The organism is Arthrobacter sp. ISL-85 (assembly GCF_018613675.1).
Taxonomy (GTDB): domain Bacteria; phylum Actinomycetota; class Actinomycetes; order Actinomycetales; family Micrococcaceae; genus Arthrobacter.
On sequence record NZ_JAGGPQ010000006.1, the window covers coordinates 1 to 23,424 of the forward strand.

Genomic DNA, 23,424 nt, shown 5'->3' on the forward strand with positions numbered 1-23,424 from the left:
GGCGCGGGGAAGTAGGCTCGATCAAGGCTCGTAGCTCCTGACTTGATGAATGCGTAGAGAACATCCATCACAGCAGGGCTACGAGCCCTTCAGCTTTCAAGACACGGAACCCGTTTCACCACCAAACACGAAGAGCCCTCACTACGGCCTCTGGCAGCTCCAGCCTGTCGTGCGGCCCCACTACTGGCAAAGCAATGGTCGACGGGCTGTCCGCTGTGTCAGCCACCGCCTTCCCCTGACCCACCAGCCCCGGCACAGGACGCTTGCAGCACTTCCGGATGTCCTGCTTCATGCGCTGCTGTGCCTGCCCGAACTCGAGTCACTGGTCATGGTGGAGTGCGCTTACAACCGAGGGGAAATTGACCGGCCCTTTCTATTGCGCCACCTGAACGGCAACCGGTCCGGCAAGGCCCGGGATGTCATATCCAAGGTTGAACGCGGTGCAGACTCCCTACTGGAAACCCTGGCCCGCGTGCTGTTCAGGGAAGCTGGCATAACCACCGAGACCCAGGTGTGTATCGACGGCATTGGGCGTGTGGATTTTCTGCTGGAGGGATTCCTCATCGTGGAGATCGATGGGCTCGCTTTCCATCTGGATTCACGGCAATTCAAAAAGGACCGCCGCAGGGACAACACGGCAGTGCGCCACGGACTGCCCGTACTCAGGTTCTTCTACGATGACGTGGTTTACGCGCCTGAATCCGTCCTGGCGCAGGTGCGGGAGGTGCTGGCACGCGGTTCGCTGCGCTGGCCGCAGCCGAACCAGCCCAGTTTTCGGCGCGACCGGGCCTGAATCGGTAGAAAACACAGCAGGCAGGGCGCCAAAACTGGGCCAGACTGACCGGTCGAGGTGCGGGCCTAGAAGCTCAGCATCGGGGTGACCTTGACCGTGTCACCCGATACGTCCAGGCGGGTGGTGAAACTGAAGTCCACCTCGGCGTCCAGCGGGTACCACGCCCCGGTGAAGGCGTTCTGCTGGAGTGCCTCAACCTTGGCTTTGCCGTCCAGCGGGGACACCACCCATCGGCCGCCGAACGGCTCCACCGAGACCCCCGGGTACTCGGTCACGGACCACCGGATGCTGCCGTCCTGGACCCGGTTGTTGCTGGCGTAGTAGAACGGGCAGTCCGGCTGCAGCTTCTGTTCCTTGACAGCCTCGGCCGCGCAGCCGTCCAGGAATTCCCTGACCTTGGCGGCAACATCGTTCTTCAGCTTGTCCGTGGCCTGGGTCAGCAGGTTGAGCGGCGCCACCGGGGCGTCCTTGGAGGTGACCGTGGCACGGGTGGCGGGAGCCGAGAAGTACTGCCCGTCCAACGAAGCCTCATACTGGCCGGGGTAGAACACGGCAAAGGAGTTGCGGCCGTTGGGCATATTCACCGGGACACCGTTGACCTGGGCCTCGTTGCCGTTGACCACGGTGATATCAACGGTGGGGAGCCGCGACGGGACAAATGCCCAGGTGTTGAAGAACAGCCACTCCGTGCCGGTCTTCTGCAGCAGGAATTCCGTGTTCAGCCGGCTGCCGTCGATGGTGTACTCCATGGGCACCATGACCTGGTTTCCCGGGCGTTCCTGGGGGTCGCCGATGCTGATGTTGGCGAGTCGGGAAGCGGATGACTGCAGCCCTGGGCCGTCCAGCATGGCGGCGTTGCTGGGCGGCACCGCGGCCCGCAGGATCCCCAGCGCACGGCCGCCGTCCCCGCTCTTCAGCGCGTCCAGGTATTCCCTGACCGGCTGCTGCGGGCTGGCCACGGTATTGTTCACAACGTTGATGGCCACGATGGCTCCGGCGATGGCAAGCATGAGGCCCAGCAGCCATCCGGCCGCGATCCTCACCAACGCTTGACTCATCTGCACGTTCTACACAGTAACGTCACTGCCGACGCACTCTAAAGTTGGTGTCCCCCCTAATCCGGTGGACAACACCTACATAACGGCCGACGGCGGGGCGCCAGGGCACCGTCAACAGGTGCCTTGGGCAGTCTCCCGGCACCCCGGTGGCAGGGTCAGCGGCGCCGCCGCCGGGACGACGTTCCGAACACTCCGCGGAGCAGTTCGCGTCCCAACTGCGTGCCCACGGACCGTGCCATGCTCTTCAGGCCGCCGCCAAGGGCACCCCCGAGAACTCCACCGAGGTCACCCATCATGCCGCCCGGCTGCGGCTGCGGCTCCGGCTCCGGCTGGCGTTCCGGGGACTGGCGCGTGCGGGGCGCCTTGGTCCGGGGCGTTGACTCGCGTGGTTCGTCGTATTGGGGCTCACTGTATTGAGGTTCAGGGGCCTGTGCGGGCCTGCTGCTTGGCCGGCCCAGGATCTCCTCCTCGATCCGCCGGGCCTCGGCGTCCACGTCGTACGCGGCAGGGGCTGCAGGGGTACCGGGTGCACCGGCAGCAGGCTCAGGGACCGCCGGGCCCGTAGGCGCAGCCGCCTTGCCGGTGAGCTTCTCATAGGCCGACGGGTTGTCCACCGCAGTTCCGTACTTGCCCAGCAGCGCAGAACCCGCCACGGTGCTGCGGACCAGGGCGTCCTCGCTGGGGCCCATGACGGACTCGGGGGCCCGCAGCCGGGTGAGGGCCACAGGAGTGGGTGCGCCTTTTTCGTTCATGACGGTAATGACGGCCTCGCCGATACCGGCAGAGGTCATTGTCTCTTCGAGGTCGTAGTCGCTGAGGGGAAAGGTGGACACGGTGGCCTTGAGAGCCTTGGCGTCCTCGGGGGTGAAAGCGCGCAGTGCATGCTGGACCCGGTTGGCCAGCTGGCCGAGGACGTCCGCGGGCACATCCTTGGGGGTCTGGGTCACGAAGAAGATGCCTACGCCCTTGGAACGGATCAACCGGACTGTGGTGGTGATGGCGTCCAGGAAGGCCTTGCTGGCCCCGTTGAAGAGCAGGTGGGCTTCGTCCAGGAAGAACACCAGCTTGGGCTTGTCCAGGTCGCCGGCCTCGGGGAGGTCCTCGAAGAGGTCGGCCAGGAGCCACATCAGAAAGGTGGAGAACAGCATGGGCTTGGTCTGCAGGGTGGGCAGCTCCAGGCAGGTGACCACGCCGCGCCCGTCGGGGGCGGTGCGCAGCAGCTCTGCGGTGTCGAACTCCGGCTCGCCGAAGAACTTCTCCAGCCCCTGCGCCTCAAGGTTCACGATTTCCCTGAGGATCACGCCGGCGGTGGCCTTGGACAGTCCACCCAGCTCCTCCAGCTTGTCCTTGCCCTCGTCGGAGGTGAGGAACTGGATGACGGCGCGGAGGTCCTTGAGGTCAATCAGCTCCAGGCCGTTTTTGTCCGCGAAGTAGAACACCAACTGCAGGCTGGATTCCTGGGTGTCGTTCAGTTCCATGATGCGAGAGAGCAGGACGGGCCCGAAGGAGGTCACTGTGGCGCGGACCGGGACCCCGTTGCCGTCGCCGCCCAGCGCCAGGAACTCCACGGGGAACGTCTTGCCCTCCCACGCCTGGCCGATGCTGTCCGTGCGGGCCCTGAGTTTGTCGCTCCCGACGGCGGCAGTGGCCAGGCCGGAGAGGTCACCTTTGATGTCGGCCAGGAACACGGGCACGCCCGCCGTGGACAGCTGCTCGGCCATCATGTGCAGCGTCACGGTCTTGCCGGTACCGGTGGCGCCGGCCACCAGCCCGTGCCGGTTCATCATGGCCAGCGGCAGCCGCACCGGCGCGTCCTTGTGGAGTTCGCCGTCAATAATGGCGGCTCCCAGTTCGATGGTGGCGCCTTCCAGCGTGTAGCCCTGCTGGATGGTGGCAAGCTTCTCTGCTGTCGTCTTGGTGGCCATGGCGCTAGCTTAGCGGCGGACGGCGCGTCTGGGCCGGAATAAACGGGTCAGTTCTTTTTATACGTAGGCAGGTCCTTGGTGAAGGCCAGGGGCCCGATGGTTTCCGGGTCCGCAGCCAGGTCGAACTGCGGCTGGTATCCGGTGTTGAGGTAGAGGTGGGTGGCTTCCGGCTGGCGCGGCCCGGTGGTCAGGTACAGCTTGCTGTAGCCGCGGGCGGCGGCGAGGGACTCGAGTTCGGCCAGTACCAGCCGGGCCAAACCACGACGGCGGTGGGCCGAGTGGGTCCAGATCCGCTTCAGTTCCGCGGTGGTTTCGTCATACCGGCGGAACGCACCGCCAGCGATCGACTCGCCGTCCTCCTGGATGACGAGGAGGGCCCCGTCCGGTCCCTCGAATTCCGCGGCGGGGTAGCGGTTCAGCTCGTCCGCAGCGGCGTTTCGCCCGAACAGGTCCCCGTAGCGCGTGTCATATTCGACGGCGAGTTCGTCCAGGAGCGGCCGGACGCGCGGATCGTGCATGGGCAGGATGAGGACCGACAGGGCGGCGGGATCCAGGCGCCCGGTGTGGAGAGGGTTTGGACGAAGGTCAGGTTCTGCGGTCACTTGTCATTCCTTGTCACTGTTCAGTTCTTTCCGACGGTGGCTGGTTCTGGAGTTGCTGTTTCTGAAGTTGCTGTTTCTGAAGTTACCGCGGCGGACTGCCCTGCGGCGATGCCGCGGGCAACGCCGAGGATGCTGCGGGCCAGGGCGTCGTTCTCCCGGAACGGCGCGGCATTGGTGTTGGGCCGGGCAAAGGCGCCGGCACCCCAGCCGGATGTTCCCGGCCCGACGCCGAAGAGGGTGGCCTGTGCGTGTCCTTCGGCGTCCACCAGCCGGTGCCCGGAGGAAACCAGCAGCTTGCCGGTGGAATGGATGCCGCCGGCGGTCAGCAGCTGCTGCTCGCTGCCCAGCCCGCTCATGTGCAGCGAGGCGAGGACGGGGTTGAGTGTGCGGGCCACGGACGTTGACGGCAGCCGCGCCTCGATCAGGGCGTCAGCCGTGACGAAGACGCCTGACTGCCGGGACGTGGCACGGAACGTTCCGGTGGCCTCATCGGCGGTGACCTCCAGGCCGGGGCCCAGGAACTGCAGCAGGCCGGCCCGCTGCAGCGCCAGCATCTGGCGGAGCCGGTGCGGCGGCGGACCGGAGTCCACGAAGCTGAAGAAGCCGTGCCACCAGCCGTGGATCACCTGCTGGGACCGGGCGTTCAGCCGCTCCGGCGGAACCACGCGGCCCACCTCCATGTATACGTGCAGGAGGGCCAGGAACAGGGCCAGGGTTTCCGGATGGTCAGGGCTGTCCCGCAACGAGAGGTCATGTTCGATGTAGCCGGCCACCGCATCCTGCAGCTCCTGATGGTCCGCGAACCGGACGCCCTCGAAAGGCCGGTCCAGCCGTTCCAGGTCCAGGTGCAGGCTGGAATCGGGAACCGCGGCCGCAACGAGGGATGCGCGTTCGCCGCTGTTCCAGTCCAGCCCGGAATAGCGGGCAGCAAACTCGTCCCAACCCATTGCCGCGCGCTCCGGGCTGCCGGTCAGGAGTTCGCGGTAGTAGTAATACCCCGCTTCCTTCGCGATGAGCGGCCAGAGGTGCTGCCGGAAGTCCAGCTCACCGTGCTGCTGCAGCAGGGCCTCCACCGCGCCGGCCGTAAAGAAAAGCAAAGGTCCGGGAGCCTGCCCACGCAGCGCGGCGGAGATCTTGGAGTGGTACGGCACCCCGCGGCGCGACCCGGCCCACAGCCGTGGTTCCCGTCCGGACGGAAGGTAGCGCAGCCCGCCGTCGTCCGTCTCCTGGAACCGGCCGCCGCGCCCCTCCATGAGGAGGACCAGCAGGTCCACAAACGCCAGGCCCATCCCGGCGACGATCACGTCCTGCCCGGGGGCAATGGGGGAGTAGTCGACGTCGGTGGTGTAGCTGGGTGCCGCGTGGTAGCCGCGGTGCCGGGCGGCGAAGTCCGCGAAGCCGGCGGAGACGGCGTCCGGGCGGGAGTCGGTGTGACCCAGGGCGGTGACGACGATGTCCGCGTGCAGCGTGCGGCCGTTGGCCAGCGCAACCGCATGCCCACCGTCCGCCAACGGTTCAATGCCGATGGCTGTTGTCCGGTGGACCGTCACACTGCGGCCCAGCGACCGGGCGGCGCGGCGGAAGAACCATTCGAGGTACTGGCTCTGCAGCCGGCGGGTGGGAAAGGTGGTGCCCGTCAGGTTCCGCAGCTGCGTCCACAGCGGCTGCGGAAAGTCCGGAACATCCATGATCGAGCCGTCCAGCACGCCGGCGGCCCACTCAGTCAGGCCCGGACCCGGCGCGGCCGGGCCCTCGCAGTCCACCGACGCGTCCGTGAACATGGTGATGTCCGCTGCCATCGAGTTCAGGAGGAGGCCGGGGTCCTGGTCATACCGCCAGATGCGGCCGGACCCCGGGACGTGCGGCTCCACCACGTGGATCTGCAGCGGGCTGGCGAAGAGCTCGGGCCGGTTGGCGGAGATCCGTTCCAGCACACCCGCCGTGCGCGGTCCGCCGCCGACGAAGACGATGGCCGGGACATTCGCTGGCATGGGTACTCCTGACGGCAGGACGGGGGATTGAGTGCCCATGCTAGGCAGGCGTGACGACGGCGGTCGACCGCTTGGTCACAGCCGTTAACTCCGCGTCACGGCGCGTTACGGGACGCAAAAAACCGACTCATGACGCCGCGCGAAGCCCCGCGAACTATTGCAACCTGCCGCCTTGCTGGGCCGTTCCGGCCGGTCCTAGATTTGCAGGCAGCAAGGGGCCAAACGGTTGCCCCAGGGGCAACGGCCCGCACCGGAGACCAGGTACAAGAAGCGAGGCGGCACATGAGTTCAGCAGCAACAAAGGTGGCGCAGTCACAAGAGCCGCAGCCGGCACCGGCGGCGGAAGCGCTACCGGAACCGGTGGACGTGCCACCGGCTGGCGCACCGCCCCGGCAGGCCCCGGACTATTCGTCCTACCGCGTGGTGGCAGCCAGGCATCCGTGGCGCTGGGTGGGGACGGCCGTCGTCGCGATCGGTGTCCTTGCCGTGGCCTGGTCCCTGGCCACCAACCCGCGCTGGGAGTGGGGCGTAGTGACCCAGTGGTTCACCGCCCAGTCCGTGGTCCACGGGCTGGTGGAAACCCTGAAGCTGACGGCCATCTCCGGCATCCTGGGGTTCGTGCTGGGCTTCATTCTGGCGCTGATGCGGCTGTCCGCGTCGCCGCTGCTGGTCTCGGTGTCCTGGACGTTCTCCTGGATCTTCCGGTCCACGCCGCTGCTGGTGCAGATGCTCCTTTGGTACAACCTGGGCTACCTGTACGAAAAGATCAGCCTGGGGATCCCCTTCACCGATGTCCGGTTCTTCGAGGTGCAGACCACCACACTGATCAGCCAGTTTGCGGCAGCAGTGCTGGGGCTGACCCTGAACCAGGCCGCGTACTCGGCGGAGATCATTCGCGGCGGCATCCTCTCCGTGGACCAGGGCCAGCTTGAGGCTGCAGCTGCCCTGGGCATCCCGGCCTGGCGCCGTTCCACCCGGATCGTCCTGCCGCAGGCCATGCGCGCCATCCTGCCGACGGCGTTCAACGAGATCATCGGCCTGGTCAAGGGCACCTCGATCGTCTATGTCCTGGCTTATTCGGAGCTGTTCTACACCGTGCAGGTCATCTACAACCGCACCCAGCAGGTCCTGCCGCTGCTGCTGGTGGCCACACTGTGGTACATCGTGATCACGTCCGTGCTGAGCGTCTTCCAGTACTACATCGAACGGCACTACTCCAAGGGCGCGGTGCGGAACCTGCCACTGACGCCCCTGCAGAAGGCGCGCAAATTCTTCGCCACCCACGCGGCTGTCCCCACCCGAAGGAACATCTGATGACCCACACGCTTACCGCCCCAACCGCCACCCGCGGCCTGGTGGAGATCACCGGCGTCCGCAAGTCCTTCGGCGCCACGGAAGTGCTCAAGGGCGTCAGCCTCACCGTGGAACCCGGGGGAGTGGCAGTGATTGTTGGGCCGTCCGGCTCCGGAAAGTCCACGCTGCTGCGCACCATCAACCACCTGGAAAAGGTGGACGGCGGCCACATCACCATTGACGGCCAGCTGGTGGGCTACGAAATCCGCGGCGACCGGCTGCACGAGCTGCGCGAAAAGGACATCCTGAAGCAGCGCACGGAAATCGGGATGGTGTTCCAGAACTTCAACCTGTTCCCGCACCTCACCGCGCTGGAGAACGTTTCCGAAGCTCCCGTCGTCGCGCAGGGGCGATCCAAGGAGGAAGCGCGCCGCCGCGGCCTGGAACTGCTGGACCGCGTGGGCCTGAAGGACCGCGCCGGCGCCTACCCCCGGCAGCTCTCCGGCGGCCAGCAGCAGCGCATCGCCATTGCCCGCGCCCTGGCCCTGGACCCCAAGATCCTGCTGTTCGACGAGCCCACGTCCGCCCTTGACCCGGAACTGGTCAACGAGGTGCTGGACGTCATCCGCGGACTGGCCAAGTCCGGGACCACGCTGATCATCGTCACCCACGAGATGGGCTTCGCCCGCGACGTGGCGGACACCGTGGTGTTCATGGACCAGGGCCAGATCGTGGAACAGGGCACCCCGCAGGACATCTTCAGCAACCCCCAGGAACCGCGCACCCGGAGCTTCTTCTCCAAGGTGCTCGAACCGGCCTTCAACATCTAAAGGACTTCCCATGGCTTTCCCAACCCGCGGCCAACGCCGCAGCCGCGCACTCGCGGTGCGCCCCGCCGTCGTACTCCTTGGTACAGCGCTCCTTGGCCCAGCCGCGCTGGCAGGCTGCGCCGATCCCGGCGCATCGGCCGCCGGCAACCCCAGCGGAGGCGCACAGACGACGGCGGCCCGCAACGGCGTCGTGTACAACACGTCACCGGACCAGCAGCGGATCCGGGCCGGGAAGGACGCGGCGCTCGCCGCCAAGGTCCCCGAACTGATCGGCAAGGACGGCAAGCTGACCGTGGCCACCACGGCCGGGTCCATCCCGCTGTCCTTCCACGCCACGGACGACAAGACGCCGATCGGCTCCGAACTGGACATCGCCCAGCTGGTGGCGGACAAGCTGGGCCTGGAACTCGATGTCCAGGTCACGTCCTGGGAGAACTGGCCCCTCAAAACTCAGTCCGGGGACTTTGAGGCCGTGTTCTCCAACGTGGGCGTGAACAAGGACCGGGTGAAACTGTTCGACTTCGCCAGCTACCGGGCCGCGTACATGGGGTTTGAGGCGAAGAAGTCCTCTGCGTATGACATCAAGGGCGCGGATGACATCTCCGGCCTGAAAATTTCCGTCGGTTCCGGCACCAACCAGGAAAAGATCCTGCTGGCCTGGAACAAGGAGCTCGAAACCAAGGGCAAGGCGCCGGCCACCCTGCAGCACTACTCGTCCGACGCCGACACGATCCTGGCGCTGTCCTCCGGCCGCACAGACCTTAACATCGCGCCGTACCCGTCCACCGTGTACCGGGAGAACACGCGGGACGACCTGAAGGTGGTGGGCAAGGTCAATGCCGGCTGGCCGTCCGAGACCCTGGTGGCTGCAACAACGCTGCGCGGGAACGGCCTGGCACCGGTGATCTCCGAGGCCCTCAACGAGGTCATCAAGGACGGCTCCTACGGGAAGGTCCTGGAGCGCTGGGGCCTGTCCGAGGAAGCCCTGCCGGAATCCAAGACCATCACAGCGGAGAACTTTGCGGCCACCCAGGCAACCGCCACGGCCGCCCCTTCGCCGTCAGGAAAGGCATCATGAACGCAGTATCCACCGAAACCGCCCTTGAAGCTTTCGTCGCCGACTGGCAGGAATGGCACACCGCGCACGAGCGGCAGCGCGCCCACCCCCACGGTTTCCTGGCGGTGACGCACCTGCACTGGCTGGGCAGCGAACCAGCGCGGCTGGACGGCGCTCCCGGCACCTGGAGTGTGGAGGCCGACGTCGTCCGCGTGGTTTTGGAGGCGGGTGAAAGTCTGCAGCGGGACGGCAAGGAATTGAACGCTGCAGCCGGGGCAGCGGTTGAATTCGGTCCCATCGAGGAACGCGGCGGCATCAACCTGGTGTCCGGCGACACGTGATTGAGCTCGCCAAGCGCGGCGGCGAGTACATCGTGCGGCCGCGCCATCCGGAGAACGCGCTTCTCCGGGACTACCAGGGCACGCCCGCCTTCTCGCCGGATGCGGCGTACGCGGTGCGGGGGACGTTCGTGCCGTTCGAGGTGCCGCGGCCCACCACGGTGGGCGCCGCCGTCGAGGGCATCCAGCATGTTTATGAGGCGGCGGGCGAGATCCGCTTCAAGCTGGCCGGCCAGGAACTGTCGCTGACGGCGTTCAACGGCCACGCCCCCGGGTCCCTGCTGGTGTTGTTCACGGACCAGACCTCGGGTAAGACCACTTACCCTGCCAACCGGTCGCTCTCGGTGGTGCCGGCCGCGGACGGATCCGTGCTCCTGGACTTCAACCGCGCCGTGAACCTGCCGTGCGCCTACACCGACCTGGCCACCTGCCCGCTGCCGCCGGCCGAAAACCGGCTGCCTGTGGCCATCGAGGCCGGCGAGAAGATTCCCTACGAACGTCAGGACCAGCAGTGAGTACTTCTTCATGGCCAGGCTTCCTGGCAATCGAGCTCGACGGCGCCGGCTGGGTTGGTGCGGACATCGCCCGTGCGGTGCTGGCCGCCGAGTCCGCCGGCTTCCATGCGGCCACGTTCACCGACGCGCCGGCTCCGGGCCGGGCCAACGCGCTGCAGCGGGCGGCGTTCGCGGGGCCGGTTTCCCGGACCATTGCGCTGGTGCCCGAGGTGGACACCGTCTATACGGAGCCGTTCCACATCTCCACCCAGCTGGCCAGCCTGGACTACGTGTCCGGTGGCAGGGCCGGGTGGATCGTGACGGCGGCTGAGTCGCCGGAGGCTGCTGCCGCCGTGGGGCGTTCTTCCGCGACCGGCGCCGCGCTGGGGCAGGAGGCCGCCGCGTCCATCGAGGTGTCCCGCCGGCTGTGGGACTCCTGGGAGGACGACGCCGTGATCCGCGATGTTGCCACCGGCCGGTACATCGACGTGGACAAGCTGCATTATGTGGACTTTGAGACGCCTGCCGGTTTCGCCGGTGCCGGCTACTCCGTCAAGGGACCGTCCATCATTCCGCGGCCGCTGCAGGGACAGCTGCCGGTGCTTGCTGTTGCTTCGTTGATCGGTGACGGCCTTGTACCGGCGGACGCCGTGGATGCCGTGCTGGTCTCTGCGCCAACTGCTGAGCTGCTGGCTGCCGAGGTCCGCGACGTGCGGGCCCGGCTGGGTGCTTCGGTTGCAGTGGTTGCCGAGCTCGACGTCGTCCTCGACTCCCTGGGGCAGGCGGCGGCTTCGCGTCGTGAATCGTTCGACGGCGGCCGGGCGGCTTACGCAGGCACTGCAGCCGGTCTCACCGACTTTCTTGCTGACCTCTTAAAGGAGGCCGACGGCGTGCGGCTGCATCCGGCGTCGCTCTTTGTTGACCTGGAGGAGCTGGGCCGCCTGGTGCTGCCGGAACTCCGCCGTCGCGGCGCTCTCCGCCCGGTGGTGCAGGACGGCGCCTTCCGCGACCTGCTGGGGCTTCCGCGCCCCGTCAGCCGTTACGCATCCGCCACGGCTTCAGCCGGAAAGTAGGGGAAAACCATGACACAGCACACCCATGCTAAATCCGAGGTATTCAAACCGTCCGGCCAGATCCAGTTCGGCGTCTTCTTCCAGGGCGTCAACTCCGGCACCATCTGGAAGGCGCCGGAATCGGGCTCGCAGACCGACTTTGAGTCCTTCCGCCGCATCGCCCAGACCGCCGAGCGCGGGCTCTTCGCGGCGTTCTTCCTGGGCGAGGGTCTGCGCCTGCGCGAGCACCTGGGCCGGCCGCACGCGCTGGACGTGGCGGGCCGTCCGGACGCGCAGACCATGCTCGCAGCATTGGCATCGGTGACGAAGAACATCGGCCTGGTGGCCACCCAGAACACCACGTACAACGACCCCGCAGACCTGGCCCACCGTCTTGCCTCACTGGATCTGATCTCGGGTGGCCGCGCCGCGTGGAACATCGTGACCACGGACAACGCCTGGACGGGGGCGAACTTCCGCCGCGGCGGCTACCTGGACCACGCGGACCGGTACAAGCACGCAGAGGCGTTCGTGGAGACGGCCAAGCGGATCTGGGACTCGTGGGAAACCGCGGACGGTCCTGCCCGGCGGGTCCTCCATGAGGGCCAGCACTACACGGTGGATGTGACGCCGCGGCTGCCGCGCAGCGCCCAGTACCGGCCCGTGCTGTTCCAGGCCGGCGACTCGCCGGAGGGCCGGAACTTCGCCGCCCGGCAGGCGGACGTGATCTTCTCCGCCCACCCCAAGTTCGACGATGCCGTGGAGTTCCGCAAGGACCTGGTGGAGCGGTCCCTGGCCGCCGGGCGCGGGGCGAACGCGGTGCAGATCATGCCGGCCAGCGAGTTCATCCTCGCGGCCACTGCGGAAGAGGCGGCGGAAAAGAAGGAGTGGGTGCGGAGCCTGCAGATCGGTCCGCAGCAGGCCGTCGCCTACCTGGAGCAGTTCTGGGGCCGCGAGCTGTCGGCGTACGATCCGGACGGGCCGCTGCCGGAGATCGATCCCGTGGTGGAGGAAACGTCCGAGACCCGCGGCAGCGGTTTCCACGGGGCCAAGGCCCGGCAGTTGGCGGACCAGTGGCGTGCGGAAGCCAAGGACAAGGGCCTGTCCATCCGGCAGTTCGTCACCTCCAAGACCGCGCGGATCGACTCCACCTTCACCGGCTCCTACACGGCCGTGGCGGACCAGCTGGCCGAGTACGCCCGTGTTGGCGCGGTGGACGGATTCAACATTTCCCCCTGGCTGATCCCCACCGGCCTCGATGACATCGTGAACCATCTGGTCCCGGAGCTGCAGGAGCGCGGCGTGTACCCCACGGAGTACCGCGGCAGCACACTCCGCGAAAACCTGGGGCTGGAAACGCCGGTGCGGTCCGCCGACGAGGCTGCTGAGGCGGTGCGCGCCTGATGCGCTGGCCAGGCTTTGCTGCAAGGGCTGGCTTCGCTGGAAGGGACGACGACGGCGGCAAGGTGAGCGCCGTCGTCGGCCCTTCCGCGGGTGGTGCTACCGTCCGGGCTGACACCCGTGGGACAGTCAGGCTGCAGTTGACGGTGTGGGAGCAGTGGGTCTAGGGCCTGGGTGCCCCTAGTCGGTCTCCGGGCCCTGGCAGTAGAAACAGTTCCCGGCATCGCAGTCTTCGGCTGCGTCCTGCTCGGGTTGGTGCTCGTTCATTCCGTTTCCTTTCAGTGGGGATTTTTGATGTCAGGCGTGTGGCGGGCTACAGGATGCCTGTGGGCACCAGCAGTGCCCATGCCATGGCCGGGGCAACCAGGACAACCGCCCCGGCATAGAACATGAGTTGGCGGTAGACGCGCTGCCGGTCGTCGTCCCGGGCGTTGGCCACCACCAGGGCGCCATCGGTGGAGAAGGGCGAAACATCCACAACCGTTGCTGCGATGGCCAGGGAAGCGACAGTTCCGGAGGCGCTGAGGCTGCTGGTGGCCAGGAGCGGCCCGGCCATGGGGATGAAGGCCGTGAGTAGTGCGGTGGAGGACGCGAAGGCGGAGCCCACACCGATGACGTAGGACAGCACGAGCGCGATGAGCAGTGGTGCGCCCAGGGCCAACGCCTGTTTGGCCAGCGTGTCGATAACACCGATGCGCTGGAGCAGCGAGACATAGGTGATCATGCCCGCCACGAGGAGGACCGTGGACCAGGAGATGCCGCCGATGAACGTGCGGTGCTCTTTGATGTTGACCAGCGCCAGCAGGAGGCCGGCGGAGAGGGCAACGAAGCCAATAGGCAGCTGGAAGCCCAAAGTGCACACGAGCAGCCCCAAGATCAGCACAAGGGTAAGGACCTGTTGGCCGTGGGGCCGGGTTGCCGTGGCGGGGTTTGCAGCACTTCCAGGGCCGCCGCGGGAATCGTGCAGCCGCCGCAGGAGGACGAAGGCGAAGAGTGTCAGCACGGACAGGATGAGGTTGACCGCGAAGCTCGCGGCGAACAATGCGGTCTGGGAAACCGGGAAGCCATTCTTCAACGCGATGTTATGGACCAGCACGCCGGCCACGGACAGCGGAGAAAAGCCGCCGGCGTGGGCGCCGTTGATGATGAACGCCCCCATGAGTACGGGGTGGAGGCGCGACTCGTAAGCGAAGCCCATGGCCGCCGGGGCGAGGAGCGCGACGGCGGCGGGAGAGAATGTGCCCAGGGACGTCAGTACGGCGGCCACGAGGAAGAAAACCCAGGGCAGCAGCATGGTCCGTCCCCGGACAAGGCGAACGCATGCCTGGACAATGATGTCGATGGTGCCGTTTCGTTGGGCCATGCTGAAGAAGTATGTGACGCCGATAATCGTCAGGACGATGGCGGCCGGAAATTCGGCAAGGATCTCGTTGTCCGTCATGCCCAGCATGAAGTAGCCAACGCCGAAAGAGGCCACCAGCCCCATCACGCCAATGTTCAGCGGCCACTTTGTGGCAACGATGAACATCACCACCAGGATGACAAGCGGGATGATTTGGGTGGCTGTCATGGCCTGCTCCGATGTGGTGGTGACCGCTGGTTTGGCGACGACGTTACCCGCCGCCCCGGGCCCAGCAACAGCCAGCCATGGGGAACGGCGCGCCGCGGTGGGTTCAGAAGCCGCTTCAGGAAAACCCCAGATCACTCAAAACCGCGGTTCGCCCGGGGCGTGGCGCCCCGGGCGAACCGTCGTGGTATCCGTGTTTGATGCAGCGGTCAGTGCGCCAGGGCGGGTTCGGCCAACTGCACCTTTTCCGCTTCGGTGGGCACGAAGCCTGCCTGGAGCTCGGACCGGAGCTTGGCCATGTCCAGCTCACCCTGCCACTTGGCGATTGCCACGCAGGAGACTATGTTGCAGACCGTGCTGGTGAGCGCGCGGGCCTCGCTCATAAAGCGGTCGATGCCAACGATCAGGGCCACGCCGGCTACGGGAAGGGTGGGCATGACAGTCAGGGTCGCCACCAGGGCCACGAAACCACTTCCGGTGACGCCCGCCGCGCCCTTCGAGGTCAGCAGCATCATGCCGAGCATCAGCAGGATCTGGCCCCAGCTGAGGTGGATGTCGCAGGCCTGGGCGATGAACATGGAGGCGAGGGTGAGGTAGATGGCCGTACCGGTGAGGTTGAAGGAGTAGCCGGTGGGGACCACAAGCCCTACGACGCTGCGGTCGCAGCCGATCCGTTCGAGCTTCGACAGCAGGCGCGGCAGGACGGGTTCGCTGGAGGACGTGGCCAGGACGATCAGGAATTCATCCTTGAAGTAGCGCAGGATCTGCCACAGGCTGAAGCCGGTCATCTTTGCCAGGACGCCCAGGCCAACCACCACGAAGGCGATGCAGGCCACGTAGAAGGCAAGGATCAGCATGCCGAGGTTACCGATGGAGTGCGGGCCGTACTTGCCCACGGTGAAGGCCATGGCCCCGAAGGCTCCCAGCGGGGCCACCTTCATGATGTAGCCGAACATGATGAAGAGCAGCTTGTTGAAGCTGTTGACCACATCCAGTGCCAGCTTGCCCGGTCCGCCGAGCTTGCTGAAGGCGAAGCCGCACAGCAGGGCAATGACCAGCACGGGCAGGACCTCACCGTCGGCGAAGGCGCCAACAAAGGTGGTGGGGATGATGCTCAGGATGAAGTCCACGGGGTTGCTGCTGGGCAGCTGCGTGGTGTACTTCTGCGCCACCGAGGAGTCCAGGTGCGTGGGATCGATGTGCATGCCGGCGCCGGGCTGGAACAGCGTCACCGCGGCCAGGCCCAGGGCCAGGGCGAGTGCGGTCAGTGCGTAGAAGAGGCCCAGCGAACGGATCAGGGTGGGGCCCACCTTCCTGGTGTCCCGCAGGGAGGTGATGCCTCCGACGATGGTGCAGAACACGATGGGGGCGATCATGAACTTCACGAGTTTCACGAATCCGTCGCCGATGGGCTTCAGGGACGAGCCGAGGTCCGGCCAGAGTGCGCCTACAACGACGCCGAGGGCGACTCCGATGAGTACCTGGACATACAGGTGTCCGAGAACGGATTTGATCTTCATTGAACAACTTCCTGGTTGGTGCGGCCCGGCTGATGACGGGGCAAAGAGGTAGGGGTTAGGCGGACAACTCGGCGGCCTGGGCCACGTCGATGTCCGCGGTGGCGATGTGGCGGGCCGCCCGGTGGAGGGCCACTTCGCTGACGGCGCCGGCGTCATCGGTGATGATTTCGGCGGTGATGACACCTGCGGGCGTGCCTACCCGCAGCAGACGGGGACTTCCGGCGCTGGTGGAGGACGATTGGCCGGCTGCATTTGCTACGACCGATGACTGCAGCGAGGCTGCCAGGGCAACTGCCACGGCTGAGGTCAGGCCGATGGCGGGGTGGGGGGTGAACATGGACAGCATCCGCACCCGCACGTCGTGGCTGCCGGCAGTGATGGTTGTTCCGTCCGCGGCGATGTAGTCGCCGGCAGGCGCCACAACCCCGACTTTCGGGACAGCGTTCTGCGGGGGATCCTCAGGCTTCCGCAGCCCCATGATGAGGCCGGCGGATGCCCGTGCCGCGATAAGCGTAGGCAGCTGCGCGGTGAGGTTGTCCGTCATCGAGGAAAGATCGACTTCGGCCTGGTCGGCTGCGAGGAGCACGGCAGGGGCGCCGGCGTCCACCATTGTGGCACTGAGGGTTCTGCCGTTGACCTGGAGCTGGTCCACCGTGTTGCCGGTAGGCAGGAGTGCGCCGGTGTTCTGGCCCCAGGGGCCGTGGAACGAGAGGCTGACCGGAACACCGGCTGCGCTGCTGCCCGGAACCCGGGCCAGGCCGGACTTGGGAATGTGGCCGCCGGGAGTGGGGACAGTTCCGCTGAGCACGGCGCCGGAAGTCACGTGGCGCATGCGGACCTTGGTCATGCCGTCCCGGGCGGGAACGATGCCTGTCTGGACTGCGAACAGGGCAATGGCCGTGGCGCAGTTGCCGCAGTTGGAACCCAGCTCAACCGTTGGATCGCCGATCCCCACCTGGGCGAAGAGATAGTCAAGGTCTGCCTCGGCGCCGGGGGTAGCCCAGATGACCGCAGCCTTTGACGTGGTGGACGTTCCGCCCCCGACGCCGTCCAGCTGCCGCGCATCCGCTGCGCCGAAAGCGGCTGACAGCAGTGCGGGGATTTCCTCACGGGTGGGGGCGTGGAGGGCCACGTCCCTGGCATCGAAGAGCCAGCACTTGCTGGTGCCGCCCCGGTACCAACGTCCTTTGAGTCCCACTGTGTTTCTCCCTCGTAACTTGCAGGTGCTCTACTTCACAGCACCTTGTACTTCTACGATCCGGGATGGGAGCCTTCAGCACAATCACAAATAAATGGACGACTATCTACTTTTGCTAAACTCAGTGCATGGCAATCCTCGATCTCCACCGACTCCATGTGCTCCGCGAGGTGGGCCGTTCCGGCTCCCTGACCTCCGCTGCTGCCGCCCTTTCCTTCACCACCTCGGCGGTCTCGCAGCAGATAGCAAAACTCGAGCAGGAGATGGGCGTGGTCCTCATCGAGCGCCATCCCCGGGGCGTGGTCCTGACCGCAGCAGGGCACGCCCTGCTGCGCTACGCTGACGACATCGACAGGACCGTTGAAGCGGCCCGTGCCGAAATGGGGGAGTTCGCGGGCCTTCGCCGGGGCCAACTGCGCCTTGGAACCTTCCCCACCGTCGGAGCTTCCTTGATGCCGGACGTGGTGCTTGAGTTCCGCGCGCGCCACCCGGAGGTGGCCGTGACGGTTGTCAGCGCCCGGCGGGACGGACTGCTGGAACGGTTGCGGCGGCGGGAAATTGAACTCACGCTGCTGTGGGACTATCCCTGGCAGCAAATCGAGGACCCTGACTTGACCCTGATCAGGCTGATGAACGATCCAACGGTGCTGTTGGTACCGCGGGACCACGCGGTTGCGAAACTGGCCTCGGTCCGCATCGGTTCATTGAGTGACCAGGAATGGGTTGTACGCGACGAGCACCCCGTGGCTGACGTCCTCAGCCGGGTATGCCGCGATGCGGGGTTCGAGCCGCGGATCGCCTTCGCAGCCAACGATTACCAGGAGACCCAGGGCATGGTGGCCGCCGGAATCGGGATCGCACTGGCACCCAGGCTGGCGCTGACGGCTCTCCGCCCCGACGTCGTGGCCGTCCCGCTCGCCGGGTCCCCGAAGCGCCGCATCCTCCTTGCCCATCTGGCAAACCGTAGGCTCAGCCCCGCCGCGCAGCAGGCAACCAAGGTATTCCGGTCCATCGCCAAGGGCGCGGCTTCCTGACGAAGCGGTGTCGCGGGTGTTCCATGCGACGGCATACTTATGTATACAATCGTGTACAGCGATGGAGCTGAGGAGATTGATGATGATCAAGAGCGATGTTTTGGTAGTGGGAGGCGGCAACGCCGGATTTGCGGCAGCACTTGCCGCAGCCGAGCGTGGACGCAAGGTGGTCCTGCTGGAAAAGGCCGGGGAAGCCGCATCGGGCGGCAACAGCTTCTACACCGCCGGTGCCACCCGCATCTCCCATGGCGGGCTCCAGGAGCTCATCGAATTTGTGGAGCCCGACGAGCGGCACGCCGCCAGCGACGTCCCCGCCTACACTGCTGCCGAATACCTTGCCGATCTGTCCAAGGTCTCTGAAGGGCGCAACGACCCCGAACTGTCCGCGGTCCTGGTCAGCGAAAGCAACCCGACCTTGCGCTGGCTTCAGGGCTTGGGGCTCAAATACCGCCTGATGTATGAGCGCCAGGCGTACCGGACCGAGGACGGCGAGTACCTGTTCTGGGGCGGACTGCACGTGGGCAATGTGGGTGGCGGCAAGGGGCTCATGGCCGACCACCGGGCGGCCGCGGAGCGCATGGGCGTGGAGGTCATCTATGACTGCGCAGCCACCGGACTGATCCAGGAGGACGGCCGCGTGTGCGGGGTCCGGTACCGCACCTCATCCGGAGAAGGTGAGATCCGGGCCGAGTCGGTCATACTGGCTTCGGGAGGCTTTGAAGCCTCACCGGAACTGCGGCGCCAACACCTGGGCGAGGGCTGGCAGAACGCGAAAGTCCGCGGCACGCCGGGCAACACGGGGGAGATGATCCTCGCTGCACTGGAGGCGGGGGCGGCCAGGGGCGGCGATTGGTCCACCTGCCACAGCGTGGCCTGGGACGCCTGGCACCCGGAAAACGAAAGCAATCTGGAGCTCACCAACCAGCTCACCCGCGGCGGGTACCCGCTGGGCATCGTGGTGAACAGCGAGGGCAAGCGGTTCGTGGACGAAGGTGCCGACTACCGCAACTACACCTACGCGAAGTACGGCCGGGACATCCTCGCCCAGCCGGGATCGGCCGCCTTCCAGATCTTTGACGCATCCTCCCGTCCCATGCTGCGGGCCGAGGAATATGACATGCCGGGGGTCTCGGTGGTCACGGCGCCGACACTCGCCGAGCTGGCCCAGAAAGCCGGCATCAGCCCCGAGGGCCTGGAGGAGACGGTGCGGAGCTTCAATGCTTCGATCACTGATAGCGCGCCCTTTGACCCCAACGTCAAGGACGGACGACGCGCCGATACCCAGCCGCCGAAGAGCAACTGGGCCCGCAGCATCGCCATTGGCCCGTTCTACGCTTTCCCGGTAACCTGCGGCATCACCTTCACGTTCGGTGGCCTCAAGACAGACACCTGGGGCCGCGTGGTCACCGAAGATGCGGAGCCGCTTGAAGGGCTCTATGCCTGCGGTGAAGCGCTGGGTGGACTGTTCAGCGGAAACTACCCCGGCGGCTCCGGGCTTGCGGCAGGCGCAGTCTTCGGTCGCCGCGCCGGCTCCATCGCCTAGGCAACACAGCAGCCCCCACCAGCAACGGAAAAGAGGAAAAAGTGGCCAGTCCCATCCACCAGCGGCTCCGCGACGATGTTCTCGCGAGTGTCTTTGCGCCTGACGAGCCGCTCACGGAGGCCAAGCTCACCGAGCGGTACGGGGCATCCCGGACCCCGGTGCGGGAGGCGCTGCAGCGGCTGGAACAGGACGGGCTGGTGGAACGGCGCGGCAAGGCGGTGGTGGTCCGCACGCATTCCGCCGAGGAGATCATTGACATCTATGAGTCGAGGATCATCCTGGAGCAGGCCGCCGCTGCCAAGGCCGCCGTCAAGGCAACCGCTCTGGACCGACAGCTGCTCATGGGGCTGCTGACGCAGATGCAGCAGCTGGATCCCAGTGACGGCCGGGCGCTCGCGGAAACCAACCGCGCCTTCCACGCCCAGCTGTGGCACGCCACGCACAGCCCGTCGCTGATCGGACTGCTGGAACGCCTTGACCAGCAGGTGCGCCGGTATACGCTCACCACCCTGACCTACCCGGGAAGGTGGCCGGTGGTGCTGGCGGACTACGCCGACCTGCTGGCCGCCATCGGGGACGGCGACTCCGAGCGCGCGGGGGAGATCGCCGCCCGCCACATGTCGGACGCTTTGGCCATAAGGCTGAAGATGTACGCCGAAGATCCCAGGACGCTCTAGGCCGCACCGACGGCTCGAATGCGTTCCTTTCAAGCCCGCCGGCAGATGTCCCTGCGTATTCCATCGCAACAGGTACCCCGAAAGTCGGGTGCAGGGGCATCAGCCGGTGCAAAGAGGCGGGGCAGGTTCCAACGGGCCTGCCCCGTCTCGCCCTTCCGGCGCCTTATGCGCCGGGCCGTTTTAGCTGGAACGGATGACGACGGCGGCGTGGTGAGTGCCGCCGCCGACCTTCCGCGGGGGTTGTCGAGTCCATCCCGTGTCATTCCAGCAGCAAGCCCCCGGAACGGGGTGCCAGGACGTGGTCAAGGACGATGCACGCGGCTCCCACCGCCGTGATGTCCTCGCCAAGAGCCGATCCCAGCAGCTCGACTTCGTGAATCATCCCCATGGCCAGGCGGTTGGCAAGGGCTGCGTGGAGGACTTCAAGGTAACGGGTCCCGACGGGGGGCCAGGACGGTCCACCGAAGACAATGCCATCGACGTCGAGCAGGTTTGCAACGTCCTCGACGGCGCGGGCAAGCCGGCCTGCCGCTTCTCCAAGGAGGCACGATGCACTTTCGTTTCCAGCATCCGCCAAAGCCGCCAGCTTGTGGAAGTGATCGGTGATTTGGCGCAGATCCGAATTGTCGACAGGACCAGGCAGGATTCCCTTGCTGACGCCGTCATTGACCAGCTCGACGGGCATGATCGATATGCCCAAGCAGCCTTTGCGTCCGCAGCCGCACAGCCGGCCTCCCTCGCCCGTGGAAAAATGTCCGATCTCACCCACGTTGTTCGAGGATCCACGCACGACTTCGCCATTCATCACCACGGCTGCGCCGACGCCGCTGCCGAGGTAGACAAAGGCAAAATTCTGGTCTGACCTCTTGTCCCGCACCCACAACTCGGCGTGTGCTGCGGCGGCCGAATCCTTGTCGAGGAAGACGGGAAATCCCGTGGCTTTCCCGAGCGATTCCCGCAATTCCACGCGTTCCCACCCCGTAAGCATCGGCGGCCCAACCACGGCGCCCTGATCGAATTCAATGGGTCCGGGTGCGGCTATGCCAACTCCCAGGACGCGCGTCCTGGGTATATCCGTTTCGCTGATCAGATCTTCCACGGCAGCCGCAATTCGTGCCACTGTTTCTTCCGGTCCGGCAACGGCCACGACGGGGAGGTGTTTGCGGTGCACAACCGTACCTGCCAGGTCCAGCAGCACGAAGGTGAGCATGGAGGGATCCAGGTGGGCTCCCACGGCGTATTTGCTTTTGGGATCGATGGTCAGCGTGGTTCGAGGCTTGCCCTGGGGCACGTGAACTTTTCCGCTCTCACGGATCAATCCCAGGTCCAGCAGCCGCCGTGCAATGTTGGACACCGTCTGCGTGGACAACCCCGTTGCGCCGATCAGTTCCACCCTGCTCATCCCGGATTCCGAGCGGCGGACGAGGTCCAGTACAACAGCCTGATTGAAGGCGCTCACACGCTCCAGATTCGATCCGCGCGGCATCCAGACTCCCTAACTCAATTTATTTGACTAAGCCCAATCCTAGACTATAGTGGCCTGTATCACAGGCTGTCTGTTAGTTCGGACACTCCAACAAGTAGCTTCGCAGAGGCGGAGCTCTGTCTCCCAAAGGGATCCCCTGATATGACTAGGACGAGATTTTTTGCGGCTGCAGCAGGTCTGCTCGCGGGCACTGTTGCCCTGAGTGCCTGCGGCAGTTCAGCTGCACCATCCCAGGCAACTGACCAGAATGCGGACGCCAAGGAAGTGACGTTGACCATCACTGCCAACGCTGTCTCGGGCGGGAAAAACGCCGCCGGCGCTGACTGGATCACCAACTACGTCATCCCCAAGTTTGAGGAGGCGGAAAAGGCGAAGGGCGTCACAGCCAAGGTCAATTTCCAGCCAAACGGCGTGGACGACCAGGCCTACAAGACCAAAATCTCCCTCGACCTTTCCACGGGCCAAGGCGCCGACGTCACCTCCATCGACGGCATCTGGCTCGGCGAGTTCGCAGACGCCGGGTACATCAGCCCCCTTGAGGACATTGTCGGTAAGGACAAGGTCCAGGCATGGGACGGCTGGAAGCAGATCAAGCCGGCCGTTCAGCAACTCACCACCTATGAGGGCAAGCAGTACGGTGTTCCGGACGGGACAGACGGCCGCGTCATCTACTTCAACAAGGCCCTGTTCGCCCAGGCAGGCCTGCCGGCTGACTGGCAACCCAAGAGCTGGGACGACATCCTCGATGCCGCGCGCAAGCTCAAGAAACTTCCTGACGTGACTCCCCTGCAGATCAATGCCGGCAAGGCAATGGGAGAGGCGGCAACGATGCAGGGGTTCCTGCCGTTGCTGCAAGGTACCGGCCAGCCGATCAACAAGGACGGCAAGTGGCAGGGCAACAGCCAGGGCGTCCAGGACGTGCTGAACTTCTACTCAAAGGTCTACGGTTCGGAGCAGTTGGGCGACCCTCTGCTCCAGCAGGACGCCAAGGGCCGCGACAAGTCCTTCCAGGAATTCTCGCAAAACAAGTTGGGCATCCTGATCGAAAGTGACTACCTCTGGCGCTCCGTGATCAACCCTGTGAAGGGCGTGTCCCCCATGGCGAACCGGGACAGCGCAGTGGGATGGGCAAAGATTCCCGCCCAATCGTCCGGCAAGGGCCCCAACGGCGCTGACTTTGTCAGCATGTCCGGCGGTTCCGGCGAGGTTATCAACCCCAAGACGAAGTACCCGCAGCAGGCGTGGGAACTGCTCCAGTTCATGTCGTCGGCAGACGCGATCAAGGCGCGCATTGGGTCAACTCCCCAGATCTCAGCCCGGGACGACGTCAACGGAGAAATCCTCAAAGCCGACCCGTTGCTGAACTTCATCTCCACCGAAGTCCTGCCCGTTACGGCATACCGTCCCGGACTTGCGGACTACACGCAGGTCTCCGCTGCACTGCAGGACGCCAGCGGAATGGTGGCCTCGGGCAAGTCGGCAGCAGATGCAGGCAACGCGTATCAAAAGGCATTGGAAGGAATCGTCGGTGGTAACGACAAAACCTTCAAGTGACCCAAAAGTGG

General features: G+C 65.8%; 18 protein-coding genes and 1 pseudogene. 11 read left to right on the top strand and 8 right to left on the bottom strand.

Annotated elements, in window-relative coordinates; all coding sequences use genetic code 11:
* Window positions 1-49 precede the first annotated feature (49 nt).
* The gene (locus tag J7I84_RS04950) at window positions 50-793 is read left to right on the top strand and encodes an endonuclease domain-containing protein (protein WP_251046153.1); all 744 of its coding nucleotides are present in this window, start codon (window positions 50-52) and stop codon (window positions 791-793) included.
* A 65-nt stretch (window positions 794-858) separates the two neighbouring features.
* Here J7I84_RS04950 and J7I84_RS04955 read toward each other — a convergent pair whose 3' ends face one another.
* From J7I84_RS04955 to J7I84_RS04970, 4 genes are all read right to left on the bottom strand, one after another.
* On the bottom strand, window positions 859-1,851 hold the full coding sequence (locus J7I84_RS04955) for a hypothetical protein (protein ID WP_214941423.1): 993 nt from the start codon (window positions 1,849-1,851) through the stop codon (window positions 859-861).
* A 155-nt stretch (window positions 1,852-2,006) separates the two neighbouring features.
* Entirely contained in the window at window positions 2,007-3,776 is a 1,770-nt protein-coding gene (locus J7I84_RS04960; RefSeq protein WP_214941426.1) for a helicase HerA-like domain-containing protein, read from the bottom strand.
* 47 nt (window positions 3,777-3,823) lie between these two features.
* Window positions 3,824-4,378 (bottom strand): GNAT family N-acetyltransferase, encoded by a 555-nt coding sequence (locus J7I84_RS04965; RefSeq protein ID WP_214941430.1) that lies wholly within the window; start codon window positions 4,376-4,378, stop codon window positions 3,824-3,826.
* 20 nt (window positions 4,379-4,398) lie between these two features.
* A complete protein-coding gene (locus J7I84_RS04970) occupies window positions 4,399-6,369 on the bottom strand; it encodes an FAD/NAD(P)-binding domain-containing protein (protein WP_214941433.1) in 1,971 nt (656 codons plus the stop codon).
* Between the two features lie 282 nt (window positions 6,370-6,651).
* Here J7I84_RS04970 and J7I84_RS04975 point away from each other — a divergent pair, with 282 nt between their 5' ends.
* The 6 genes and pseudogenes from J7I84_RS04975 (at window position 6,652) to J7I84_RS05000 (ending at window position 12,837) form a co-directional block, all read left to right on the top strand.
* Window positions 6,652-7,683 carry an amino acid ABC transporter permease gene (locus J7I84_RS04975; RefSeq protein ID WP_214941436.1) on the top strand — a complete coding sequence of 344 codons (1,032 nt, stop codon included), beginning with the start codon at window positions 6,652-6,654 and terminating at the stop codon, window positions 7,681-7,683.
* Complete coding sequence (locus tag J7I84_RS04980) at window positions 7,683-8,492, top strand: amino acid ABC transporter ATP-binding protein (RefSeq protein ID WP_285291180.1); 810 nt, start codon at window positions 7,683-7,685, stop codon at window positions 8,490-8,492. Before J7I84_RS04975 ends, J7I84_RS04980 begins: the two co-directional genes overlap by 1 nt.
* Before the next feature lie 10 nt (window positions 8,493-8,502).
* The gene (locus tag J7I84_RS04985) at window positions 8,503-9,570 is read left to right on the top strand and encodes a transporter substrate-binding domain-containing protein (RefSeq protein ID WP_214941439.1); all 1,068 of its coding nucleotides are present in this window, start codon (window positions 8,503-8,505) and stop codon (window positions 9,568-9,570) included.
* Window positions 9,567-10,402: pseudogene (locus tag J7I84_RS04990) on the top strand (DUF1684 domain-containing protein). The gene J7I84_RS04985 and the pseudogene J7I84_RS04990 overlap by 4 nt, the downstream one beginning before the upstream one ends.
* Entirely contained in the window at window positions 10,399-11,454 is a 1,056-nt protein-coding gene (locus J7I84_RS04995; protein ID WP_214941443.1) for an LLM class flavin-dependent oxidoreductase, read from the top strand. The pseudogene J7I84_RS04990 and the gene J7I84_RS04995 overlap by 4 nt, the downstream one beginning before the upstream one ends.
* A 9-nt stretch (window positions 11,455-11,463) precedes the next feature.
* Window positions 11,464-12,837 carry an NtaA/DmoA family FMN-dependent monooxygenase gene (locus tag J7I84_RS05000; RefSeq protein ID WP_214941446.1) on the top strand — a complete coding sequence of 458 codons (1,374 nt, stop codon included), beginning with the start codon at window positions 11,464-11,466 and terminating at the stop codon, window positions 12,835-12,837.
* Window positions 12,838-13,147: 310 nt separating this feature from the next.
* On the opposite strand, the gene J7I84_RS05005 is transcribed toward J7I84_RS05000, so the two are convergent.
* The 3 genes from J7I84_RS05005 to J7I84_RS05015 form a co-directional block, all read right to left on the bottom strand.
* Entirely contained in the window at window positions 13,148-14,479 is a 1,332-nt protein-coding gene (locus J7I84_RS05005; protein WP_396020036.1) for an SLC13 family permease, read from the bottom strand.
* Window positions 14,480-14,610: 131 nt separating this feature from the next.
* A complete protein-coding gene (dctA, locus tag J7I84_RS05010) occupies window positions 14,611-15,921 on the bottom strand; it encodes a C4-dicarboxylate transporter DctA (protein WP_214941452.1) in 1,311 nt (436 codons plus the stop codon).
* Window positions 15,922-15,976: 55 nt separating this feature from the next.
* Window positions 15,977-17,119 carry a PrpF domain-containing protein gene (locus tag J7I84_RS05015; protein WP_214941454.1) on the bottom strand — a complete coding sequence of 381 codons (1,143 nt, stop codon included), beginning with the start codon at window positions 17,117-17,119 and terminating at the stop codon, window positions 15,977-15,979.
* 128 nt (window positions 17,120-17,247) lie between these two features.
* On the opposite strand from J7I84_RS05015, the gene J7I84_RS05020 reads away from it, so the two are divergent.
* The 3 genes from J7I84_RS05020 (at window position 17,248) to J7I84_RS21440 (ending at window position 20,373) form a co-directional block, all read left to right on the top strand.
* Window positions 17,248-18,153 carry a LysR substrate-binding domain-containing protein gene (locus tag J7I84_RS05020; protein WP_214941457.1) on the top strand — a complete coding sequence of 302 codons (906 nt, stop codon included), beginning with the start codon at window positions 17,248-17,250 and terminating at the stop codon, window positions 18,151-18,153.
* 79 nt (window positions 18,154-18,232) lie between these two features.
* Window positions 18,233-19,696 carry an FAD-dependent tricarballylate dehydrogenase TcuA gene (gene tcuA, locus J7I84_RS05025; protein WP_214941460.1) on the top strand — a complete coding sequence of 488 codons (1,464 nt, stop codon included), beginning with the start codon at window positions 18,233-18,235 and terminating at the stop codon, window positions 19,694-19,696.
* Between the two features lie 41 nt (window positions 19,697-19,737).
* Complete coding sequence (locus J7I84_RS21440) at window positions 19,738-20,373, top strand: GntR family transcriptional regulator (RefSeq protein WP_214941463.1); 636 nt, start codon at window positions 19,738-19,740, stop codon at window positions 20,371-20,373.
* Between the two features lie 259 nt (window positions 20,374-20,632).
* Here J7I84_RS21440 and J7I84_RS05035 read toward each other — a convergent pair whose 3' ends face one another.
* Window positions 20,633-21,832: an ROK family transcriptional regulator gene (locus J7I84_RS05035; RefSeq protein ID WP_214941466.1), complete on the bottom strand. Its 1,200-nt coding sequence runs from the start codon at window positions 21,830-21,832 to the stop codon at window positions 20,633-20,635.
* A 168-nt stretch (window positions 21,833-22,000) separates the two neighbouring features.
* Between J7I84_RS05035 and J7I84_RS05040 the strand changes: the two genes are divergently transcribed.
* Window positions 22,001-23,413 carry an extracellular solute-binding protein gene (locus J7I84_RS05040; RefSeq protein ID WP_214941469.1) on the top strand — a complete coding sequence of 471 codons (1,413 nt, stop codon included), beginning with the start codon at window positions 22,001-22,003 and terminating at the stop codon, window positions 23,411-23,413.
* Window positions 23,414-23,424 lie beyond the last annotated feature (11 nt).

Bases quoted from the DNA above. Each gene is read 5' to 3' on its own strand.
- tcuA (WP_214941460.1), top strand. From the start codon at position 18,233: ATGATGATCAAGAGCGATGTTTTGGTAGTGGGAGGCGGCAACGCCGGA.
- J7I84_RS04950 (WP_251046153.1), top strand. From the start codon at position 50: ATGCGTAGAGAACATCCATCACAGCAGGGCTACGAGCCCTTCAGCTTT.
- J7I84_RS04960 (WP_214941426.1), bottom strand. From the start codon at position 3,776: ATGGCCACCAAGACGACAGCAGAGAAGCTTGCCACCATCCAGCAGGGC.
- J7I84_RS04980 (WP_285291180.1), top strand. From the start codon at position 7,683: ATGACCCACACGCTTACCGCCCCAACCGCCACCCGCGGCCTGGTGGAG.
- J7I84_RS05020 (WP_214941457.1), top strand. From the start codon at position 17,248: ATGGCAATCCTCGATCTCCACCGACTCCATGTGCTCCGCGAGGTGGGC.
- J7I84_RS05040 (WP_214941469.1), top strand. From the start codon at position 22,001: ATGACTAGGACGAGATTTTTTGCGGCTGCAGCAGGTCTGCTCGCGGGC.
- J7I84_RS04975 (WP_214941436.1), top strand. From the start codon at position 6,652: ATGAGTTCAGCAGCAACAAAGGTGGCGCAGTCACAAGAGCCGCAGCCG.
- J7I84_RS04970 (WP_214941433.1), bottom strand. From the start codon at position 6,369: ATGCCAGCGAATGTCCCGGCCATCGTCTTCGTCGGCGGCGGACCGCGC.
- J7I84_RS04955 (WP_214941423.1), bottom strand. From the start codon at position 1,851: ATGAGTCAAGCGTTGGTGAGGATCGCGGCCGGATGGCTGCTGGGCCTC.
- dctA (WP_214941452.1), bottom strand. From the start codon at position 15,921: ATGAAGATCAAATCCGTTCTCGGACACCTGTATGTCCAGGTACTCATC.
- J7I84_RS05000 (WP_214941446.1), top strand. From the start codon at position 11,464: ATGACACAGCACACCCATGCTAAATCCGAGGTATTCAAACCGTCCGGC.
- J7I84_RS04985 (WP_214941439.1), top strand. From the start codon at position 8,503: ATGGCTTTCCCAACCCGCGGCCAACGCCGCAGCCGCGCACTCGCGGTG.